Consider the following 22,892-nt stretch of genomic DNA (forward strand, 5'->3'; position numbering starts at 1 on the left):
AACTTTATCTTTCTAATGATATTGGTGTTCGATATTTTTCTTCTGGAACTTCATCATCAAAAACTAAAGATTCCTTATCATCTTTTCCTCCAATATCAAGCTCTTTATCCAATTTTGATAATCTTTTACTTAAACTTTGTAGCTCGTCTTTTTTTTCAAAAGGCTTCTCCACTTCTTCCTTCGCATTCATAAACTGCTGATAAGTTTCATCATATAATGCTTTTTCTATTTCCAATTTTTTAGGAATGGAATCTATAACATTATCAATACGGGTGATATTTCCATAGACATCATCACCTAATTCAACAGGATGACCCAAATGATTTTTTAAAGTTAAAATATGAACATTATGAAACGAGTCATATCTTAACGACATTTCAAATCCTCGATAGTTCCCTATCATGATTTCCTCCTGAGATTTTAATTCCTGACATGCTAAAAGGATGGCTTGTCCTGCCTGTTTTTTATCATGAAATGTGATATCTTTAACAGTCATTTCACCAAATTCATTTTGATGAACAATTGATTCTATATCCTTTTTATAACCATGAATTCTTTCTTCGATAAGTTTGATTTTTTGAGGATAATACTTTACTATCCTATCTTCAAGCTCATATTTTTGTGAAAGATAATTGGCTTTAGCCAGTTTAAGCTTAGCCACTTTCGTATCTAGTTCCATCTTTTCCTTGACTTTAGGATTTCCACTAGCTAATGCTTTTATCTCAGCATAACTAAGTGAAGCTTCGTCGATATCTTCAGCAGAACGAACAGGAGATTTGCTTGTCATAATCTGACTAATAAACTTCTGTTTATTTTCAACAAGCTGATACAAATAAGCGTCAAATGTCCCTTCCGTTACATATCTATAAATATACACATCACTGTTTGTATTTCCCTGACGAATGATACGACCGGCTCTTTGCTCCAGATCACTTGGTCGCCACGGGCAATCTAAATCATGACTAGCAACAAGCCTATCCTGAACATTTGTTCCTGCTCCCATCTTGCTTGTTGAACCAATCAAGATTCGTACTTTTCCTTGTCTGACTTTGGAAAAAAGTTCCTTCTTTTTGGCATCGGTTTTTGCGTTATGAATATAGGCAATCTCATCATCAGGCACACCATTTTCAATGAGTTTCTTTCTTAGTTCATCATATATATTGAACTCATTTGCCTTTGGTGTAGACATATCACAGAAAATCAATTGTGTTGACCTTTGGTTTTTAGTTTCATGGTAAATCTTTAAGACATTATCAATACATGCATTGACTTTACTATTTTCATATTCCGACAGTAACGGATTGATAAGCCTCTGATCTAATGCCAGTTTTCTTCCATCATTTGTGATTTTCAGCATATTATCTTTGCTAGGGTCAACAGCACCATCTCTTATCTTTTCAGCACGTTTCCCTAATGATTCAACAATCTCTTTTTGGATTTCACTAGGCTTGACTGATACATTATGATAATGAGCCTTAGGTACTGGAAGATTAAGCATATCTGCAGTCTTTATATCGGCTACTTCTTTGAACATATTAATCAATTCAGGCAGGTTAAAAAATTTCGCAAATCTTGTTTTCATACGATATCCCGTTCCCTCTGGTGCAAGTTCAATGGCTGAAACTGTTTCACCAAATGTACTTGCCCAACTATCAAAATGCTGTAAATTGTGTTTGACAAGAGTTCCATATTGCAGGTATCTTTGCATTGTATACATTTCAGTCATTGAATTACTTATAGGCGTTCCGGTTGCAAAGACAATTCCCTTTCCACCAGTGATTTCATCTAAATAACGACACTTCATAAATAAGTCAGAAGATTTCTGTGCTTCAGTTTGAGCCAATCCTGATACATTTTTCATTTTTGTAAAAAGAAAAAGATTTTTATAATAATGAGCTTCATCAACAAAAAGACGATCAACACCCAATTCTTCAAAGGTAATCAAATCGTCTTTTCTGTCCCGATTATTCAGTTTTTCTATTTTAGCTTTTAATGATTTCTTTGTCCTTTCCATCTGCTTGATAGTAAATCTTTCTCCATTATTCGCCTTTAAATCCTGAATGCCACGAGTGATTTCCTCTATCTGATTTTCAATCGTCTGTATCTGCCTTTCAATAGACATCGGTATCTTTTCAAACTGTGAATGACCGACGATGACCGCATCATAATCACCTGTTGCAATACGTGAAAACAGCTTTTTACGATTTCTTTTTTCAAAATCTCGTTTTGTTGTGACTAATATATTGGCACTTGGATATAATTGCAGAAATTCACTTCCCCACTGTTCAACAAGATGGTTGGGAACAACGAACATAGATTTATTGGACAACCCAAGTCGTTTGAGTTCCATACAGGCAGCCACCATTTCATATGTTTTTCCTGCACCAACTACGTGTGCAAGAAGAACATTATGACCATAAAGAATATGAGCAATGGCATCTTTTTGATGTTTTCTCAATTCTATCATAGGGTTCATGTTTGGAAAAGTGAGATGACTGCCATCATATTCACGAGGTCGAATACTGTTGAAATTTGTGTTATAGATTTTCGTCAGTCTATCTCGTCTTTCCATATCCTTCCATACCCATTCCACAAACGCTTCCTTGATAGAGTCTTGTTTCTGTTGAGCAATCATTGTTTCTTTTTTATTAAGAACGGCAATTTTTTTACCATCATCATCGTATTCATAATCAAATATCTTTGTTGATTTTAAATTCAAACAATCCTCAATCAGTTTATAGCCACTCACTCGATGTGTTCCATAAGTCTTGTCTGCTTTGACATTGTTTTTATCATAACTTTTACCATTGATATTCCATGCCCCTGTTACATTGGAATAGGTGACATTGATATAGTCACGATAATATGCAGATGTACCTAGAAGTTCATGCACAAACTGTGTATAAATATCTTCAGGTATCCATGTAGCTCCGAGCCTAACCTCAATTTCACTTGCACTTAAATCCTTTGGTAAAACTTTTTCCAGTGCTTGAACGTGTTTATGATATGTTGAATCAATTGCAACAGATAATCGTGCAATTTCCAATTTTTCACGTACATTCCCACTTAAATATTCATCAGCCGTGATATATTCAGCTTTAGTATCACTATTTAAAACGTTAGGTACTTTGTAGATTACACCATCAAGTTCATCAATCATATCATCAATGGAATGATTACATAGTTCACTCATATACTCAAGGTCAACTTTTCCTTTTTCTCCAAGTGATACCATCAACGCTTCGTTTGCAGTATCAACATGGGTAACATCTACTTTCTTTCTAATGGTACGTTTTGTAAACATATCAGCCTTGCTTTTGAGAGTTCCATCTTCATTAATATTTTCAAGCGAACACAACAAATAAAATGAACTATCATCTCGGAATGCAAGACTATTTGCACGACTATTGATAAGTCCATGCTTTGATGTAAAGCTATCATAGATTTCGTTTAAATAAAGCTGCTCAGCCTTAATTTCTTCCTCCGAGTAATCTTGACTCTGAAATTCAATTAAACGTCTCACAGACTCTCTAATAGCGATTAAACCTATAATTCTATTCTTTGCAGTTGATGAAACATCAACTTTGTTCATCATGCTATTGATACGATAATAGATTTCACCATCAACGACTGTATAGCTGAAATTTCTAATATTTGGATCTGCTGGAATACTTTCAATGACTTCATCTTCTGCTATATCATCTTCTATGACATATTCATCAATATTGCCATGAATATTGTCTGTTGCATTATTAATAGCGTCTTTTAAAGAAATATCTTCATATGGGATAACTGTCAAATCTTCTCGACCATACATGCTTCTTGTCTTTTCAACTGTTCCAAGTATCATTTCAGGATGGTCAATAAAATATTGATTCATGATGTTACCATACTCATCAAAACCAGTAGAAACCCATATATCATCACAAACAACAGGTCTATCCCTTTTCTTTAAAAAGATAATGTCACTGACCGCTTTTGTATCATCGAATGCGTTATTCGGTAAACGGATAGCACCTATCAATTCACATCTTTCATTGATATATTTTCGAGCAGTGCTATTTTTCTTATCCATTGTATAACGTGATGTCACAAATGCAATCAGACCTCCCGGTCTTATTTTATCAATTGTTTTTGCAAAGAAATAATCATGAATGTTAAAATTTAATTTATCATATTGCTTATCTACGACCTTAAACTGTCCAAAAGGAACATTCCCTATAGCAACATCAAAAAAGCTATCTGGAAGTTTGGATTTTTCATAACCCTCAACTGCAATATTGGCATTTTGATACAGCTGTTTAGCAATTCTACCCGTAATTGAATCCAATTCAATCCCATAAAGTCTAGACTCTTTCATATGATTAGGAATCATGCCAAAAAAACGACCTATACCACATGATGGTTCTAGAATATTCCCATAATGAAATCCCATCTTCTCTAGTACCTTATATATACCCTCAATCACAATGGGAGAAGTATAAAATGAAGATAATGTTGATTCTCTTGCCATCGCATATTCACCATCATTTAAAAGATTTTTAAGTTCCTCATATTCCTTTGACCATGAGGATTTAGATTCATCAAAAGCATCCGAAAGTCCACCCCAGCCAACATATTTAGCAAGTATTTCCTGTTCTTGTGATGTCGCAAGACGATTTTCTTTCTCCAAAGAAAAAAGCAACTTAATAGCTGCTACATTGTTTCTGTATCTTTCTTTTGGTGTACCTGCCCCTAAATGTTCATCTTTTATCTGATAATTAATACGTTCAGTTGAAATGATAGTTTTATCATTAGATTCATTTTCAACAATGGCTTCACCATAATTATCAATATATGCTTGAGGAATATCTGTATAAGTGATTTTTCCATTTTCATCAAATTCAATAGAATAAAGATTATCTTTTTCATCGTTTACATATAAACGCTTATATGCGAGATAATATCCTTTATCACGAATATTTTGAAGCCATCTAAGAGCATATTCTATCATATCTTCAATAGCTATGTCAGATGTTGAGTCCCATTCAATATTCATATCTTGATTATAATAATAAACCGGTTTAACAGTTTTATCATTTTGATCAATTGAAAATCTCATATGATGATTCATGATTTCTATACCATTCGTTTCATAGAAATGATACATATCAAAAATGCCTTCATCACGATCATAACTCAATGACAAGGGATAGTCATTTTCGTTTTTTGTCTTCAATGTCAAAAATGGTGAATTTAAACTTAAAAATTCAGAATCAAGCTGACGAAAAGCATCATATAACTTCATTTGTTTTTTCATATTTGGTTTAGAAAACGATATATCATTATATATCCTATCTAAAAGTTCATTAATCATCTGCTCTCTAAAAGTTGAATCAGTTGTATATAAATCATAGATATCAGGATCTGTGATATTGATTGAAGTCATAATATCAATCATTGCTTCACGAATAAATAGTTCTGCTTCATGTTCATCCGTATCACGCTCTTTTAATTGTGGATAATATTCACTTTTCTGTATCTTATTAACAAATATAGGAATATATTCATCAAAAAGCTGTTCGTTAGTTTCAAGATTATCTTCTTCGATTGCAACAAGTAACTTATCATTGAGTGGGTTTTCTTTTAAGAGATTCTTGAAATCTTCTCTTGATAGGTAATCAATAAATAAAGGAAATTCATCACTTTGGATAGCAATCTGATTGCCATCTTCGATGATGGTGTATTCATCAATTCCTTTATAAAAGGTATCTCCCACTTTCCAACGATAATCTTTCTTGACATTCTCATCTGAACTGTTTTCCACGACCATACCAGTTGGCTCATGATTTAACCTTTTACGTTCGTATTCAAGCTGCTGTTCCATCTGCTCATGGAGAAACTCTGGATAGCGTTCCATTTCATCCTTGCTAAGATAACGATTGGCAACAACAAGTTCATTGATCCTTTTCGCAATTTTCTTCCAGTTGAGTGTTATCGTGATTTCTTCCTTGCCTATCTGTCGACTTCTAGAAAAAGTGATTCCTCTGCTGTCGTAATTTATATCAATCAGTCCTACTACTGGAGCAAAACCACCAATTCCATATTCTTCTTTTAAAAATTGAGCATTTTCGTTGAGTGACAGTTTTTTGAGCATTTGCTGATAGATTCTGTATTTTCCATCTACGAAGCCACTGCCACAAACAAGGACACGATCAATTTCTTCTTGAGAAAAATAAATGCCATTTTTTAATTGTTCTTCATTTTCATATATGGCTGTTTGCTGTTCTTCAACAGTTGGAATCTGAATACTAGGATCAAAATAGCGTGATAGAATCATGCCATCTATTTCATTTTCTACAAGTGACCAACTGTAATCGCTAGATGCTTTCTGATTATCATGCGGTCCCATGTAGATATGCAGATGCTCATTCTCTTTCTTGAATCCAAGAATGACACCATCCACTTCCATTTCTACAATCTCGTCAGGATAAAAGTCTTTTATGAAGTGTATTCGTTTTTGTTGATCTTGTTCATTGCTTAAAAATTCAATAATTTCAGTAGAGCTTTTTTTGAACTCACTTTTATATGAAAACAGGTAATAATCTACATTTCTATTCATTGTTCCATTTTCATAAGTTACTTGAATAGATGACATTCTTTCCCATTTAGAAAGTAGATATTCGTTATTTTCAATCAGTTTTGCGACTTCCAATTGAAGCTGAAAGAAAGATAAATGAGATTTGGATTTTTTGTTTTGCCAGCTCCCAGCCCATACATTAAGTCCATTACCATCTTTCTTATAGCCAATATAAGAAAAATCATTTCTTTCTGGATGTCTGAAAGTTTCCACTAAAGTATCATCATAACATTCTGCAAGATATTGAGTACGTTCATTATCATCGGTATGTTCCATAAAGAACTGCTGAATTTCTTCACGAGAATGTTGAAGTGAAACATCTTCACGTAATAATGCAGGTAAATCCTGCAAATCAAAAGGTGGTAAAGTATTTTCTTCTTCACCACCTAATCCTAAGTCTAATTGTAGATTATCTCCTTGAGAATGATTTCCTCGACTTGTACCTTTAGATTGTTCATATGCTGTACCCATTCCATCTGATAAGTTTCTTTGTTCGGTGCTGGATGTTTCACTAACATCTGTTCCATCATTTTTTCCATCTTTGCCTGTGCTTGTTCCTCGACTTCCTTGAGATGTTTGTTCAATGTATTGCTTGCCCTCAAGGCGAACAGATGTGCCGGTTGGTTGGTTTTGAGATAATTCATTCTCAGCATTGCGTATTTCCCTAATGGATTTTCCTCGTTCCCTATCTTGAGATTTGGAAACTGATAATCCCCTACTTGATTGTATATGACTTCCTTCATATATAACACTCCCTTCATTATCACCATCATCTATATTTTGACTTATTTCTTTAGACTGTACAAATGTACGATTTTCTGATTGTATCAATTTTCGTACCACTCGACCGATTTCACTTAATGCCACATCCGTTAAATCCTTATTGGCAGTTCCTAAAACACCAATAACATCAAATGTATCAAATAAAGATATAGCGTCGAAATCCCCCTTTTCAAAATAAAATATCGGGTCAATATCACTTCTTCTCATCAGACAGTATGCTATGGAGTTTTCAAGAATCTTTATAAATACTTTTTTAATTTCAAATACTTCCATATTCTCAAAAGAACTATTTTGATTATATTTTATGATCTGTTCTAAATAATCATCACCGTTATCTTTGACAAACATATGAGCCAATGATAAATATGCACTTCCTAAATCTTGCTTATTTTTTAAAATGCCATAACTATTCGACAATGATTCAATAACAGCATCATACATTGATTCGTTAATTGCCCATAGCTTTAGATTTTGGTGTTGTGGACTTCTTGTATCTGCAATATCAAAGACATATCTCAAACTAGAGTATTTTTTTGAATCATCTATTAATGCTATACCTTTAGCTCCTTTTTTAATCCATCTTTTCATTCGATTATTCCAATAATCAAATGTTGCACATGCTTTCGCATCTGGCTTTTGAGCATAAATTAAAAGCTGATCAGCAAAATCGTATTTAAACATATAAGACGATGTATCTAAAAAGGACAACCATGATTTCTCATCTTTTACAACCATCTTTGTTGTTTCAGCTAATAAATCATTGATCATATCAAACTTATTCACTTTTGCACCTCCTTTTCTTTCTAAAACAAAAAAGAGATCTCAATTTTTTTTGAAATCTCTCATATTCAAATCATTTTAAAAGAAAACATAAGAAACTAATGTCCCTTATGTTTTCTTTTTCTCTTTTGCTGTTTCAATTCAAACTTACGTTCATTATCAATCCTTTTTTGTTTATGGCTTTGAATCTTACGAACTTTTTTATTTTGTTCTTGTTGTAATTTTAAAGTCTGTTGAGATTTAGTTCCAATTCTTCTTAAGAAATTCCTTCCCTTTTTCTTAACAATAGTATTTTATCTACTATTTTCATTGAAAATGTTTCATTCTCTATTCTGGCTATATTATACGTACTATCTTGATTATATTTATACTAAGTGAATATAGCAATTTGTCAGCCAGCAGTTGCGTATAATCAATTTGGGTTTGTTAGAAAAGTTTTCCTAATACATAACCTATAACAGCACTTAATATGCAGAAAAACCAATTATTTATATTTTGAATCTTTTTTTCTTTAGCATTTTCTTCTTTTTGCACTTTTAGTTCTTCTTCATGTACTTTTTGAGAATGAATCATTTCATCATATATCTGTCCCACTTTCTCTTCTAATCGCTCAAGAACTTCTGCTGATGGTGTGGTCTCAGAACTTACAATTGTGGACTTAATTCGTGACAACACGTCCTTACTTGTCAAAACAGAAATATTGGTATCATCTTCTCTTATATAGGCTCCACCACCTGCAATAACTATTGACTTTGATTTTTCGACTTGGATAACAATTAACGCTTTTTCCTCATACTGAACAATATAAGCATTACAAACATCTTCAAGATGATTTGTCGAAATAACTCTCTTTATTATTTCAAATTCATCCATGGAAGTGCCAATTACTGATTGATTTTTTTCATCATAACCCAAAATTATGACTCCACCTTTGGTATTAGCAAAGGCACTAATAACTCGAGGCAAAAATTTGATTGCACCTCTCGTCATCGCTTTAAATTCTACTGTATTACTTTCACCAGCTAGTAATATCGAATTTATGTTATCCTTAGTAACAATCTTCACCTTTATTACATCCTTTCCTCCTGTAGCCAACAGGACTTTCTACCACTATTAGTGCAAGAATATCCTTGTTAAATTCATCAATTTATGAACATCAATGAAGTTTCGCATTTTTCTATGAAGCTGTATACTAATTTAAACTCTTCATATACAAAAATATAATCACTAAATTTACTTTTGTAAATATTAACTAAATAAACAAACTGAAATATAAAGACTTTTCTTCTACACAAAAGATAACAAAGAAACTATCACTAACCACTCGCACATTTTTCTTTTATTCCAATTCACCATAAAATCAGCTAATAAGTTGAGCAACTAGTCCCATCAGTTTCTGTTCATCAAATAGTTCTACATTAGAAGAATAAAGGCTAGTAGCATTAATTCCTCTCAACGCCTTATCAAGCTCATCAATTTTAAATGCAAAAGGTTCTTGTTTTGGTTTATATTGTGTTAGATATATTGCATTATTCTTATTTCTTAAAATATACCAATCACCATATATTTCATCTGTTTGTACCAACCAAAGGTTAAACCCTAAACCATTTGTATTTACAATTTCAACCCATCCCATAATATTTCTATTTTTGTACTGTGGGGTATATGCCACTTCATAACTACCATATCCAACATCATCCATATCCAAAAGACCATATGCTCTATCTACATCAACCACACGAGTAAACGAATTAGGCAGAATTACTTTACATTTAACTTTAATATCTGTAACAGAAGGGATGGTTAGGTGGTATGAAAATAGTTCCATTAATTCAAAATCTTGCATGTCTGATTCGAATCTACACTTATCATTTCCGGCCAAATGATTATTATATTCATCAACAAATCGCTCAAAAAAATCTACTATAACTGATTCAAATTGATTTCTCACTAAATTAACGTAATCTTCTTGTTCTTTTCTTTTACGATTTTCCTCCTCAATTTGCTGTTGTTTTCTTGTATCAGCCTCAATTTTCTTGCCGATTGCTAAACTCACAATATTCCCTAAATCACCAACTACTTCAAGAGAGGGTTTTCCTAATTGTCCTTCAATCTCTTCCCATGATTTTAGTCTCTTCTGTATCGGTTTTTCTAACATAGCTAAAATTATAGATGCTACATCTGCTCCTAAAATATTTTTTAACTCACTCGTTCTTTTTATTCTAGAAAACATATGTGCACTTCTATATGCATCCACATCATTAGAAGCAATATCATATGGATAATCTAATAAAGCTAATTCATAAAAAACTATGCCCATAGAGTAAATATCCATTTGAATAGTGTTTTTTTCTGATTTCCAAGCTTCAGGAGCAATATATTTCAATGTACCATATCCCTTAAAAGACATAGTTCTAGTAGATTCTGAAGCTACTTTTGCAAGTCCAAAATCAGTAATCTTGCATATTCCATTACAAATAAGTATATTCTCTGGTTTTATATCTCTATGAACTAATTTTTTATTAATTGACTTCATTCCATCAACAAGTTGAAGAAATAGATTTCTCAGTTCCACTGTTGAATATGGATTATTCGTTTTTTTTCGCTTATCAATCTGGTCTGCTAGTGTTCCGCCATCTGCATACTCCATAATGATATAAGGAGGTAATTCAGGATATTCATCACCATTATGTGCATAAAGGTAATGTATTACATGTTCTCCACTTACTTCTGATGAGAGTTTTATTTCATTTTTAAAAGAATTAGCTGTAGCTTCATCACCAAAAGAATGCAATAAAGTTTTCACTGCGTACACTGTTTTATCAACATCACATACTGCTTTATATACACATCCAAAACCACCATGACCTAATTCTTCTGTTAGTGTATAAATATTTCCTTCTCCATCTTTCACCTTTGATCCAATTGTAATAATCAATGTCTTCACCTCAATATTTCAAACTTAATAAACGACAATTATACTCTATGTAAAGTCCATTTTATCGTCCTTTATAAAACTATTGTACAGTTACACAACAAACACTAACCTTTTTGCAATGCTAACATGAACTACCTATTCCAAAGTAATGCTATCATTTTTTATTGTAGGTTCAATCATTGCATATGTAATATTACTAAAATAACAGATTTCTTATTACATTTCATCCACCTATAAAGGCTCATTAGTTTGTGAAGCAAGAACAATTAACTTGAATTTTTCCATATCGCATAATTCCAATTTATTTAATTAAATTATCTCATGAAGAAATTTTGTTTACAAGATAAATTAACGAGAATGATTAGATTTCACAATAGGATATTTCTTAAGATAATCATGGAGTGAGATACTTCTAGCATCTGCAAATAACATATCTTTAATTTCATCTACATTTCTATAACCATGATGTAATCCTATCTTCTTTGTAGTCAATATAGTTCCCCAGAAATTGACATGAATACATTTTCCTATCATTGTAATTATCCCGTCCTGATTATCATCATGCTGACATTCATATTTGTATACTCCTTTTAGAAGTGATTTACTATCAATTCGATAAGGTGTGAATAAAGCTGGTTTATTGAAAATTGTTATTTCCTGAAATCTTATATCTTCTAGTTTTAGCTTTTGTGGGTTGGGTATATTATTGTTTTTATTATTGTTATAGAGCTGATATAGATTTCCTTGAAGCAGTATATCCTTGATTGAATGAACCTGTTGTGTTTTTATTAACACACTTAAATGTTTATCAAATCCTTTTTCATGTTTAAGGTATTGATAAGCTCTAAATACGTCCATGATGTAATCATCTTTATCAACAATCTGAGCTAGATATTTTAAATTTTCGTTACTTTGATGTGTAAATTTGAATCTTACATGAGCAAATTTAACATCATAAGGATAATATCCTAACTTGTTTAGAGAATTAGAAACATAATTATATCCTTTTGAAAGGTCGATATATACTTTCTTATCATCATTCTGTAATATCATCTTGAATGAATTTTCATCGCTCATATTTCTTTGTTCCTTTGATTGGCTTTGTTTTATTTCTTTCAAATTCAAGATGTTTGCTCATGATGACCTGACATCGCTCTTTATAATCCTTGAAAGCATCTGTGTAACTTGAAAAATAGTGTCCAGCATAATATCCATGTTTTCTGTTAGGCGTAGTATCCCATGTCACATAAGGTGATGGAGAGATAGAGCTATGTCCTAGAACAATCGTTCTACTCCCAATACTTGTTTCGGCAATAATTTTATATGGTCCATTTGCCTCCTGATAAAGATCAGAAATATCTATATGTTCTGAACTATATAATGAAATGACTTGTGAAGTGATTTCATGTTGTTGGCAGTAAGACAAATATTTCTGGAGTCCTTCCATATGAAAAATGTCGTCACGCCAGTTATCGATGGTGTACCAGATGCCACAATGCTCATCTATTGTCATATATTCTATCTCAAACCCATTTTCAAGATCATCCAATAGATAGTCCTCTATGTTATAGTCCCATTCAAGAATTTTCATATATTCTGATTTTCCTTGAATATTTTCACGAATGCATCTTATTTCATCAAGATTACTTTGAGATACAGCTATTGCCTGAAATCCAGTTGTACCATCTCCGTTTTTAAATGATAATACTTGACTGATGACCATATCAAATTCTTCCTTATCCCTTAATATTTGATAAGAGTTATTGATGAAATCTTTAACTACTTTCTTCATTTTCTGTTCTCCCGTCAAGAATCTTGTAGCATAGTTCATTTCTGAGTTCTAGGGAAGTTATCATACGATTGTTACTTTCTATCATAGTTTTGACTAGCTCCTTAGATGATTCAAATGTGACTTCACCTAAAAAATCATGAATGAAATCTGGAAAATATCCACAGCTATAGTGGGATAAAAAAGTAGAAGTAAGACCAATTCCATAACAGAAAGACATATAATAAATGAGACCATCATCAAAAATATCAATGCTGTGATAATAATTGTCTATAAATCCCCATAATTCAATATGAAAGTCAATGGACATATAGATAATCTTATAACCCTTCTGCATTTGCTGGAGAACATAACCTTCAATACATTCTTTGAACAATTTTTTGTATTCTTGCTTTTCATAGCGAAGGTTTTGAATGGGAATTGATTTAGCTCTAGCTTTTGGGCGAAATAGAAAAGATTCATCTGGATTGATTTCATTTGAAATACCAGCTGTATAGTAATCTTTTCCATTGATTTCCTTGACAAGAACAAAATCAACATGTGGATATTCGTATAGATTTGAATTTCCTATTTCATTGAGGACATTTTCGAGATGTTCCACTCTGGTTTTAAAAATCATAATTTTCATTCCTTTCCTTGTTTAATTATTTAAAAGCAGGCAGCAATGATGCTACCTGCTTTTAAAATAGATTGTTAATGTTTATGTTTCATTTCAATGAGTTTTCTTTTTTGTTTTTTGACTTTGACATATATCTTGATACCTAAAACAGCTATCATGATTGACAATGTAACTGTTGCAATCCATAAGGCATTATTCATTCATGTCACCATCTTTCTTTGATTTTCTTGATATCACTAGGACTGCAATTCCTGCCATTGCCATGACTGCTAGATATAATCCTGTTTGAGAATTGTCACCAGTTTTCACAACAGTTGTCTTAGGTTGATCCTTCATGACAACTTTTTGAACCTCTCCAGTATCAGCAATAGTAAATTCCACATCACTGGCAACTTCATAACCTGCTGGGGCAAGATCTTCATGCAAGATATAAACTTTTCCTACTTCCAGCCCTTCGATTCTATGTGGTTCTTTCTTTGAAGTCCAAGATTCAACAACTTTTCCAGTTTCCTTATCTGTTAAAGTTAATTTTGCACCTTCAATTTCTTTTTGATTTGTTGCATCGACCTTTGAAATATCTACTTTTGTGATTTCATCTTTCATAGTCACTTTTGTTGGAGTTCCATCAGCATTAACTGTAAAAGTGACAGCTGAAGCAGTTGCATATCCGATTGGTGCTAAATCTTCATGAAGTGTATATTTTTCACCAGCCAAAAGCCCTCTGATGATATGTGCTTCTTTACCAGAAATCCATTCTTCAATGATGTTTCCATTCTTATCTTTCAATGATAAGTGAGCACCTTCAAGTTCTTGATTATTTGTTGCATCAATCTTTGAGATTTCAGTTGTTGTTTTTTCATTTTCTATATTGATTTCTTTTGTATAGATAATTTTGTCACTGTGATCATAGCTTAAATCAATATCATAGACAGTATCGTTTGGTACATATCCTTCAAGAGTCTGAACTTCTTTCAATTCATATTTTCCTAATGGAAGATTTCCAATATGGATTTCTCCAAGTTCGTTGGTTACATATAATCCATTTTCAGAAATATCTACGGATACTTTATCACCAGCTTTATACAGTAATGTATTTCTTCCATCAAGAGAATAGATATCTTCCTTTGCTGTTAATTCAAATGTAATGCCACCTAATGGTTCTTTTGTATCCTTATCAGTCTTAAATAAATCAATCTGTCCGTATGGAGCAATATTAGTGACATTGATTTCATGAGTATATTCCTTAGTTGTTATATCTTCTGCCTTGAAGATAATGTCATGTACAGTTTCATCTAAAACATACCCTTCATTTGTCAATGTTTCCCTTAATTCATATTCACCCATGAATAAATCGTCAATAATAATTTGTCCATTGACATCCGTTTTTCCTTTAGCAACAGTTTCTCCTTTTTTGAAAAGAATAGAGCCATCTATTGCAGAAACAATATCATTTTTAGCAGTCAACAGATACTCAATATCTGTCATGGCTTTACCAGTTTCCTTATCTGTTTTATTGATGATGATTTTTCCTTTAGGTTGAGCATTGGCTACCTTTACAGTAAGAATAGGTGCTTTATCATCGTCTACGTCATAATCATATTGATTAGTGATTGTAAATGAAATTGGTTCCTCTAAAGCTAAAAATCCTTCAGGAGTTTTCACTTCTTCAATGGTATATGTTCCTGCATCCAATTCTAATGGTAAAGTCACTTCTCCTAGTTCACCAAAAGGAACAGTTACCTGATTCTTTGCATTTGTAGTAAATGTATCAACTTTTTTACCTGCAACTTTTTGAACAACATAGTTACCTTGACTATCCTTGATTTTAAAGCTTGCACCATTTAAAGTGACAGTCTTTCCTGTTTCTTCATCAACTTTAATTAATTTAACCTGTGAAGTGAAAGGTCTATTGTTGATATTGATAATCTTAATCTGTTCAATATCTTCATATTCTGTGTAATCATTAGTCACACTGATTGTAAAGTCTGGAGCAGTGATATAGTCCTTTGGAGTCTTTGTTTCTTTGACCAAATATTCTCCATGAGGAAGATATGGAGTCGTAGCACGACCATTTTCATCAGTAGTGATGATTGCATATGTTGTTGCATTATCCCAACCTACATGATTGACTTCACTTTTCAATTTCCATGTAAATTCTGCACCCTGCAGTCCTTTTACAATACCAGAAATCCCATCTTTTTCACCAGATTTAAACACCTGAATTTTTTGCATGTTAACACGATCTGATGTATCAGCTTCTTTGACAACTTTAGAAACTGTCTGACCTTGATAGTCAAGTGAAACATTGATAATAGAAGTATTTAAGACTAGAGAATCATTAGAATTAGATTCCTGAATATAGTATTCTCCTAGAGGGAGATTATCCCAAGTAATTTTTCCATCTTTGTTTGTTTTCTTGGCTGATACTAAAGCATCTTTTTCATAATATGTTTTTGTACCAGCTTTATTCATGATTCTTTCTTTGGCACGCAATTCATAAGTATTTCCCTCCAATGTTGCATCACCGATTAAACCATTTGTTTTAGAAGAATCAATGGATTTTGTTAATTCTATCTTTCCGGTTGGTTCATCATTTGTAAAATCAATAGAAGTTGTTTCATTTGCTGTTATTTCAAATGATTTCTCATTCACATTGATGAGATATCCATTAGCAGATTTTGTTTCAACTGCTTTATATTCACCTAATTCCAGTTTATCTAGAATGATTTGTCCATTTCCATCTGTTGTGTACGTTTTATCATAACCATTTGGTCCTGTAATTCTGAATGTCGTATTTGGAATAGTGGCACTCTGATCATCATTATATTTTGTTAATACAAGCTTTCCGAATTGATTGACTGTCACTTTCATTGAAGTCTGCATGACATCATCAATTTTGAAACTTGCAACTGCCTGACAGTCATCAGCAGTATAATAAATACTGACTCCTGTTTCACTTGCAGGAATGTCTTTCTTCAATACAATATTTGCTTCGGTAATAGATGATGCTCCTTTTACAGTTAACGTATTTCCACTGATCTTAACGTCCAGACCACCATCGTCTACAACTACCATATCTTCCAAGACACCTTTTGTATCAGTCAAGGTCAATGTCTTATCTGCATCAATGTTGTGCGTCTTATTGGCAAATGATGGGGCTACATAAAACTTATCAACATCAGCTAGAATTTCTTTCCACTTTTGCTGAACTTCTGCATAAGTGTAGGCAGTTGGAGTTCTCACCCACTCCAGATCATCTCTTTCATGAATCTCTCTCCATAGAAGCCCCTGAGTGATTGCATACCAATCCTTATCTGTTCTTCCTGCAACCTTCGTTCCATAATAAGCTATCAAAGACAATCTCTTTGCCTTTTCTTTACTAATACCAATATCTTTATATGTTCCAGCTGTTACTTTCTTGTTGTTACGAAAAGTTGTAAAGTAATCTACACAGAATACAGGCTGATTGTCAACCAACAAGTATCCCTCTGTTCCATGTTCACTTCCATCGGTAGGATCAATAAGAATCCAATCCTTATATCGAATTGAACTGGTTGTTCCAGTTAATGCAAACGCATTTGTAACAAGTCCATTCATTAACATCATGACACTTGCTATACAAAGAACTGATTTCTTTGTTATTGTTTTTATTTTATCTAGCATTTTTCTTCTCCTTCCATATCTTTGTTTTCTTTACATAAAAAAAAGAGGAACTATTATTTTGTTCCTCAATCAAAGCATGGCGATCTAATTCTAATTTTCATATTTCTCCTTTCCAACAAAAAAAGCATCTCGTATCAAGATGCCTATCTATATTTCATTTATTCATTTGTTTTAATCCAAATATGGTGCAATATTCTTTTCTATTTGTTCAAAATTTCTTTCCATTTGTTGTTGTTTTTCCTCATTATCCCAAGTCAAATACACAGCCAAACCAACTATAAATAAAATTAACAATAACTTTTTCACATTTATCAACTCCTATTCTTTTCATTTATAGTTTAAACTAAAAATAAGATATTAACAAATATATGAAATAAATTATTAAACGATAATTTATATAGTCAATAGAAACATAATCCACTTTCTTCCGTCTGGTTAGATATACCCGTTTGGTTAGAAAGGGGTTCTTAGGGGAAAACGCAGTCACGTTTTCAGGCAAAAAAAGACAGACTCCCCCTTATAAGCCTGTTAAAAACATAATTTACAATTTTTAAAGTCACATGTGTAACTATCATTTATCTTTCTTGTTCTTTATTTCGTTTTTTTGCCCATGATTTCAACAGTTTCAAAATGACTTCACTTTTTTGTCTTGGTGTATAATCTTTAGGAAAGTATTCATCAATATCCTCCATTTTAAAAGAAATCTTTTCTTTTTGATTAGGTTTAATTTCAGTCAATATAGAATAAATAACGTTTTCATCTAATCTATTTATTTTTGACAATTCTTTCAGTCTGATAGCTTGAGCATGACTTGGTGTTAAATCAAGTTCTTCAATGTATTTAACAACAAATTGTTGATTTTCTTTAGATAAGTAAGATAATTCAACAGCTGGATTCAATGCTATTTTCTTTTTATCCTCTCTTAATCCATCAACCATATCTCTTAATGGTTCAATCAGTTCTGTTAAACGAATATATCTTTGTATTTGATTTTTACTTTCCCCAGCTTCTTTAGCTAATAACTCTACTGAATAAATACCTTTTAACTTCTGCCCAAGTTGGGCAGAAGTTAAATCAATTCGTTTTCCTTGATGTTTCATTGCCTCTAATTTCATCTTATAAGCAAAACCTCGTTCTGTTGGCAATATTGTTTCTCGCTGAATATTGCTATCCACCATGATGATGGTCGCCTGTTCATCAGTCAAATCACGTACAATTGCAGGAACTTTGTCTAAACCATTCATTTCAGCAGCTTTCATTCTTCTATGACCAGAAACCATTTCATAACCTTTTCCATCTGGAGAAGGTCTAACAAGTGTTGGTAACAATATACCATTTTCAGTTATACTTTCAGTAAGTTTTATCATTTCTTCATCTTGTCTAACCTTAAATGGATGATTTTTAAATTCATGGATTTCATCAATTGGTAGTTCCATAATTTTTTCTAGTTTCGCTTCTTGACGTTGTTCTTCATTAGTAAACAAATCATCGTATGAAGGTATTCTTATGTCGTTTATGTTCTTTTTCGGCATTTAAGATAACCTCCTTTGTAAAAGCGTTATATGCTTTGGTTGCTGAACCTTTTGGGTCATACATAAATATACTTTGTCCTGTTCCTGTCGATTCAGCTGCTCTTGTACATCGTGGAATTGTCATATCAAATATATTTATATGACTTCCAAAATTCCTCCTCACATCATTTGTAATTTTTTTGGAAAGATTTGTTCTTTCGTTTGTCATGGTAATTAATACCCCTTCAATTTTTAAATAATGATTGAGGTTATTTTTAACCATATTAATTGATTTTAATAAATCTGCCATTCCTTCTACTCCATAAGGTTCAGCCTGAACAGTAATAATGACCTTATCTGAAGCAGTTAATGCATTGATAGGTAAATTGTCCAATGATGGATTAGTATCAATAACAATAAAATCATAATCTTCTCTGACAGTATCAATAAATCTTTTCACAACAGTTTCTCGACACATAGCACTCTCTAATGTTGCATTAATACTTGCTAGTGATATATTCGATGGAACAATATCTACATTTTCATCACTATGTAAAATAAGTTGTTCCTTATCAATGGGAATATCTTGAATAACAGATAAAATCACATCCCTCATAGATAAAGGATATTGACTACTATCATAATATCCAAATGCTTTTGTTGAATGACCTTGTGGATCTAAATCTACAAGTAATACTTTTTTATCATGTAGTGCTAGACATGCACTTAAACTTACAGATGTCATTGTTTTACCAACGCCACCCTTTTGATTGGCAATTGCAATAACTTCAGCCATGTTTATTCACCTCAATCCATTTATATAACATTTTTAATCCTCCTTCCACTTTGCCAGAATAAACTCCGGCTATGTAAAAAAGTCATCTCATATAATCAAGATGACTTATCAATAAAATATGTTTGTAAATGTTTATCTTTCCATTTGCTTTTTCTTAGGTTTGTCATAATTCTTCATAGGGAGTCCTTTACTTTTCAAGTGTTCTAGCATCTTTTCCAAATCTTCTTGACTTTCAGCACCAACAACATAATCAAATATAAACTTTCCATTCTGTTCTATTGGAATGACTGTACTAATAAACCTTTTACCATTTTCAAGTGTAGAGTATTCCTTTGGTAAATCTTTATCAATAAGTTCAAGATTTCCTTTATAAAACAATACTATAGGTGGACAGTTCTTTGATTTAAAGTATTCAGGATAGTTATGATTCATGACAGTCACATACTTATGTTTAATCTGTTTTTTATACTCTCTAAGTATTTCGTTATCAATAGACTCTTTTGTTGTAATAGCAACATACATCTTTCTAAAATCTCCTTCATATTTCATAGCAAAATATAATAATAAATCATCCATATCATTTCCTCCTCAAAAATAAAAGGCCATTAAAATGACCTTTTAAAAATATGTATTTCCTATTTTAATATGAAAATGATATTTATAATTTCTCATATCATTTCTTATTATATGTTTTTTTCTTTTTGCATGGATATATCCAATGCGATGCAAATGTGGATTCATATGCCCAATATGACCGTAATCAATTCTTAATTTATTCCTTTCTTGATAATGAATAATATCCCATTCATTAAGATTGAAATAAGAAATCATTTCACTTGTTCGTAAGTATTGATTTTTGGGATATGTATAATCATCTTCATCATTTACAGCCAGATGGTAGTATATGTATATTTCACCATGATCATTGACTGCTTCTTGTAATTTTTTTATTTTATGCTTCATTGTCATATCGCCATGACAATTTCTGTGCAAAGATTTATAAACATGTATCAAATCATATGTATCCACACTTTTTTGTCTAAAAAAATCTTTATGAAAATATTTCACTTTCTTTTTAGCATTATAAACATGTATACGTTTCTTCAATCCATCTACATTCGTGCTTTTATTTCCTTCAACAATCTCACCTCCGTCAATAAAAATAGATTGTGGTTCATAAGTTTCTACAGTATGACCTGCTCTCACAAAAGGAAAAACATGCCATCCATCAAATCCATCTACGATAAGCACTTTTGAACCCTTTTTTAACGATTTTGCTAATTCATATGAAACTTTGCTCGGTTCCTTAAAAATACTCGCCATTCTTCTCTTTTTCATTTTATGACCATCCTATCAATGTTTTTTAGATGATGTAACGTTTATTTTTAAGCAGTAGATATTCTTCTCGTAATTACAATGTTTCACCTGTCACCGGAAATAATCCTACCACAACTCCCAGATTAATTAAAGTCTGAATACCAATCATCGAAATAATTCCAATCATCAAAAAGCCACCAAATAGATCAGGTGCATTTTGACTCACCTTTAAAACCGTCTTAAATAGACTGGTATATAATCCAATCACAATAATTCCCCCTATAAAGCCAAATTCTTCTGCTATAATCGCAAAAATAAAATCTGTCTGGGGTTCTGGTAAATAAAAATGTTTTTGAATACTTTTATCAAATCCAACGCCTAATAATCCACCTGGTCCAATGGCATATAGAGCCTGTATAGCCTGAAAACCACTGCCTAATGGATCCTGGAATGGATTTAAAAAAGACAATATACGCTCCATACGATAAGGAGCAGATAAAATCATAATCACAATTCCAATGACTCCCAGTATTCCCAACCCCACAAAATAACGAAAGGGAAATGGCGAAACAATCATCATCACAATGACACTACACGCCATAACAACACCACTCCCAAAATCTGGCTGTAACATAATCAGCAAAAAACCTAGTCCCATCATAAGTAAAACTGGCAGGCTATATCTGATTTTTTTCATATGATAGTAATGCTTTTCCATATAAACCGCACTAAAAATAATAATACCAATTTTAAACAACTCACTTGGCTGCAATGCAAAAATACCAAAATTAAACCAGCTGCGACTCCCACCTCTGACAACCCCTAAACCTGGTATTAAGACAAGAATTAATAAAAGAAAACAGATGATTAAAATAAACTTATAATATTTTTTGTAAAGATGATAATCAATACGTGAAGTCACAAACATGGCTATAAAACCTAAAACAGCAAAAATCATTTGTCTTTTGATGTAATACAAAGCATCATCATATTTATAAAGTGCCCAAATATGAGAAGAACTATAAACACTTATTAATCCTATAATGACAATGATGATTGTTAAAATCGTGATTTTTTTTGTTTTCATGGTGGCACCTCCATCATTTTACTATATGAAAAAAAGACAAAAAAAGAAGATACATCTTCGCATCTTCTTATCTATAGATTTTTCATTGTGTTGATAAATGGCGTGTATATTTAATCATTGATACACCAGCATAAATAGCCACAATGATTTCTGTCAATACCATAGCTAACCATAAAGCATTAGGATTTATAAGTGACAGAATGAAAATCAAGACTCCACTGATGACCAATCCTCTAGAAACTGAAACAATAAAGGCACTTCTTGGTTTTAATATAGCCTGAAAATAATATGTTGAAAAAATATGAAAAGGCAATAAAAGGAATGATAAACCATAACATCTTATAACCCAAGGAGCTATTTTCATAATTTCAGGTGTTGGCGTCATAAAAATACAAACAAATAGCATTGGCGCAAATAAAGACAATGCTGTCCATAAAAGGCTAAAAAATGCAACACTCATAAGTGCATATTTTAAAACTTCCTGAATACGTTGAGGTTGATGAGCACCAAAATTAACAGAAATAATAGGTTGTGCTGCCTGTCCCACACTATAGGCACAACATTGCACAAAAGTTGAAACATTCACAATAATACCATATACAGATAAAGCATTTGTTCCCAAATATTTCATAATCTGACGATTAAATAAGATTGTTAAAATTCCCATAGCCACATCAATAAAAAATGTTGAAAAACCAGTCACTGTTATTTGAGACAATCTAGCCATAAAATGTTTTGGTCTGACTAATTTTAAGGTATTGCTCTTTTTTAAAAAATGAGTGAGCATAACAAGTGTCGAAATGACTGCTCCAATAGCAGTCGCCAAACCTGCACCATAAATTCCCATATCAAACACAAATACAAAAACATAATCTCCAAAAATATTGAATATTCCACCAGAAAGGACACCCGCCGTTGCAAGAGCCGGATCATTGTCATTACGTAAATACGCTGCTAACATCTGATTAAACAAAAAGCATGGCACAACGA

The 22,892-nt window shown here is 32.2% G+C and carries 16 protein-coding genes; all 16 read right to left on the reverse strand.

What is annotated here, in order from left to right; genetic code table 11:
* Window positions 1-4: 4 nt before the first annotated feature.
* The gene (locus B5E79_RS05975) at window positions 5-8,185 is read right to left on the reverse strand and encodes a DEAD/DEAH box helicase family protein (protein WP_241147457.1); all 8,181 of its coding nucleotides are present in this window, start codon (window positions 8,183-8,185) and stop codon (window positions 5-7) included.
* A gap of 95 nt (window positions 8,186-8,280) precedes the next feature.
* Window positions 8,281-8,469 (reverse strand): DUF2992 family protein, encoded by a 189-nt coding sequence (locus tag B5E79_RS05985; protein WP_087297351.1) that lies wholly within the window; start codon window positions 8,467-8,469, stop codon window positions 8,281-8,283.
* Window positions 8,470-8,608: 139 nt separating this feature from the next.
* Entirely contained in the window at window positions 8,609-9,247 is a 639-nt protein-coding gene (locus B5E79_RS05990; protein WP_087297331.1) for an AlbA family DNA-binding domain-containing protein, read from the reverse strand.
* A gap of 295 nt (window positions 9,248-9,542) precedes the next feature.
* Complete coding sequence (locus tag B5E79_RS05995; RefSeq protein WP_158095474.1) at window positions 9,543-11,120, reverse strand: serine/threonine-protein kinase; 1,578 nt, start codon at window positions 11,118-11,120, stop codon at window positions 9,543-9,545.
* Window positions 11,121-11,468: 348 nt separating this feature from the next.
* Window positions 11,469-12,197, reverse strand: coding sequence for an LPD28 domain-containing protein (locus B5E79_RS06000; protein WP_087297333.1), 729 nt, complete (start codon window positions 12,195-12,197; stop codon window positions 11,469-11,471).
* Entirely contained in the window at window positions 12,187-12,912 is a 726-nt protein-coding gene (locus B5E79_RS06005) for a hypothetical protein (protein ID WP_087297334.1), read from the reverse strand. The genes B5E79_RS06000 and B5E79_RS06005 overlap by 11 nt, the downstream gene beginning before the upstream one ends.
* The gene (locus tag B5E79_RS06010; RefSeq protein ID WP_158095475.1) at window positions 12,896-13,528 is read right to left on the reverse strand and encodes a hypothetical protein; all 633 of its coding nucleotides are present in this window, start codon (window positions 13,526-13,528) and stop codon (window positions 12,896-12,898) included. Before B5E79_RS06010 ends, B5E79_RS06005 begins: the two co-directional genes overlap by 17 nt.
* Window positions 13,529-13,602: 74 nt before the next feature.
* Complete coding sequence (locus B5E79_RS13910) at window positions 13,603-13,728, reverse strand: hypothetical protein (RefSeq protein ID WP_255376345.1); 126 nt, start codon at window positions 13,726-13,728, stop codon at window positions 13,603-13,605.
* Window positions 13,721-17,191 (reverse strand): SpaA isopeptide-forming pilin-related protein, encoded by a 3,471-nt coding sequence (locus B5E79_RS06015; protein WP_206393137.1) that lies wholly within the window; start codon window positions 17,189-17,191, stop codon window positions 13,721-13,723. Before B5E79_RS06015 ends, B5E79_RS13910 begins: the two co-directional genes overlap by 8 nt.
* 171 nt (window positions 17,192-17,362) lie before the next feature.
* A complete protein-coding gene (locus B5E79_RS13915) occupies window positions 17,363-17,497 on the reverse strand; it encodes a hypothetical protein (protein WP_255376346.1) in 135 nt (44 codons plus the stop codon).
* Window positions 17,498-17,766: 269 nt separating this feature from the next.
* The gene (locus B5E79_RS06020; RefSeq protein WP_087297336.1) at window positions 17,767-18,723 is read right to left on the reverse strand and encodes a ParB/RepB/Spo0J family partition protein; all 957 of its coding nucleotides are present in this window, start codon (window positions 18,721-18,723) and stop codon (window positions 17,767-17,769) included.
* Window positions 18,677-19,498, reverse strand: coding sequence for a ParA family protein (locus tag B5E79_RS06025; protein ID WP_087297337.1), 822 nt, complete (start codon window positions 19,496-19,498; stop codon window positions 18,677-18,679). The genes B5E79_RS06020 and B5E79_RS06025 overlap by 47 nt, the downstream gene beginning before the upstream one ends.
* Before the next feature lie 132 nt (window positions 19,499-19,630).
* On the reverse strand, window positions 19,631-20,074 hold the full coding sequence (locus B5E79_RS06030) for a hypothetical protein (protein ID WP_087297338.1): 444 nt from the start codon (window positions 20,072-20,074) through the stop codon (window positions 19,631-19,633).
* Between the two features lie 42 nt (window positions 20,075-20,116).
* A complete protein-coding gene (locus tag B5E79_RS06035; RefSeq protein ID WP_087297339.1) occupies window positions 20,117-20,836 on the reverse strand; it encodes a hypothetical protein in 720 nt (239 codons plus the stop codon).
* 73 nt (window positions 20,837-20,909) lie between these two features.
* Entirely contained in the window at window positions 20,910-21,902 is a 993-nt protein-coding gene (gene ftsW / locus B5E79_RS06040) for a putative lipid II flippase FtsW (RefSeq protein WP_087297340.1), read from the reverse strand.
* Between the two features lie 82 nt (window positions 21,903-21,984).
* Window positions 21,985-22,875 carry an MATE family efflux transporter gene (locus B5E79_RS06045; protein WP_241147458.1) on the reverse strand — a complete coding sequence of 297 codons (891 nt, stop codon included), beginning with the start codon at window positions 22,873-22,875 and terminating at the stop codon, window positions 21,985-21,987.
* Between the last annotated feature and the right edge of the window lie 17 nt (window positions 22,876-22,892).

It is taken from the genome of Massilimicrobiota sp. An134 (assembly GCF_002160815.1).
Lineage (GTDB): Bacteria > Bacillota_I > Bacilli_A > Erysipelotrichales > Coprobacillaceae > Allocoprobacillus > Allocoprobacillus merdigallinarum.

What these genes read in the sequence shown, in the direction of transcription:
- ftsW (WP_087297340.1), bottom strand. Translation starts at nt 21,902, where the DNA reads ATGAAAACAAAAAAAATCACGATTTTAACAATCATCATTGTCATTATA.
- B5E79_RS06035 (WP_087297339.1), bottom strand. Translation starts at nt 20,836, where the DNA reads ATGAAAAAGAGAAGAATGGCGAGTATTTTTAAGGAACCGAGCAAAGTT.
- B5E79_RS06000 (WP_087297333.1), bottom strand. Translation starts at nt 12,197, where the DNA reads ATGAGCGATGAAAATTCATTCAAGATGATATTACAGAATGATGATAAG.
- B5E79_RS06025 (WP_087297337.1), bottom strand. Translation starts at nt 19,498, where the DNA reads ATGGCTGAAGTTATTGCAATTGCCAATCAAAAGGGTGGCGTTGGTAAA.
- B5E79_RS06020 (WP_087297336.1), bottom strand. Translation starts at nt 18,723, where the DNA reads ATGCCGAAAAAGAACATAAACGACATAAGAATACCTTCATACGATGAT.
- B5E79_RS13910 (WP_255376345.1), bottom strand. Translation starts at nt 13,728, where the DNA reads ATGAATAATGCCTTATGGATTGCAACAGTTACATTGTCAATCATGATA.
- B5E79_RS06005 (WP_087297334.1), bottom strand. Translation starts at nt 12,912, where the DNA reads ATGAAGAAAGTAGTTAAAGATTTCATCAATAACTCTTATCAAATATTA.
- B5E79_RS06030 (WP_087297338.1), bottom strand. Translation starts at nt 20,074, where the DNA reads ATGGATGATTTATTATTATATTTTGCTATGAAATATGAAGGAGATTTT.
- B5E79_RS06010 (WP_158095475.1), bottom strand. Translation starts at nt 13,528, where the DNA reads ATGATTTTTAAAACCAGAGTGGAACATCTCGAAAATGTCCTCAATGAA.
- B5E79_RS06015 (WP_206393137.1), bottom strand. Translation starts at nt 17,191, where the DNA reads ATGCTAGATAAAATAAAAACAATAACAAAGAAATCAGTTCTTTGTATA.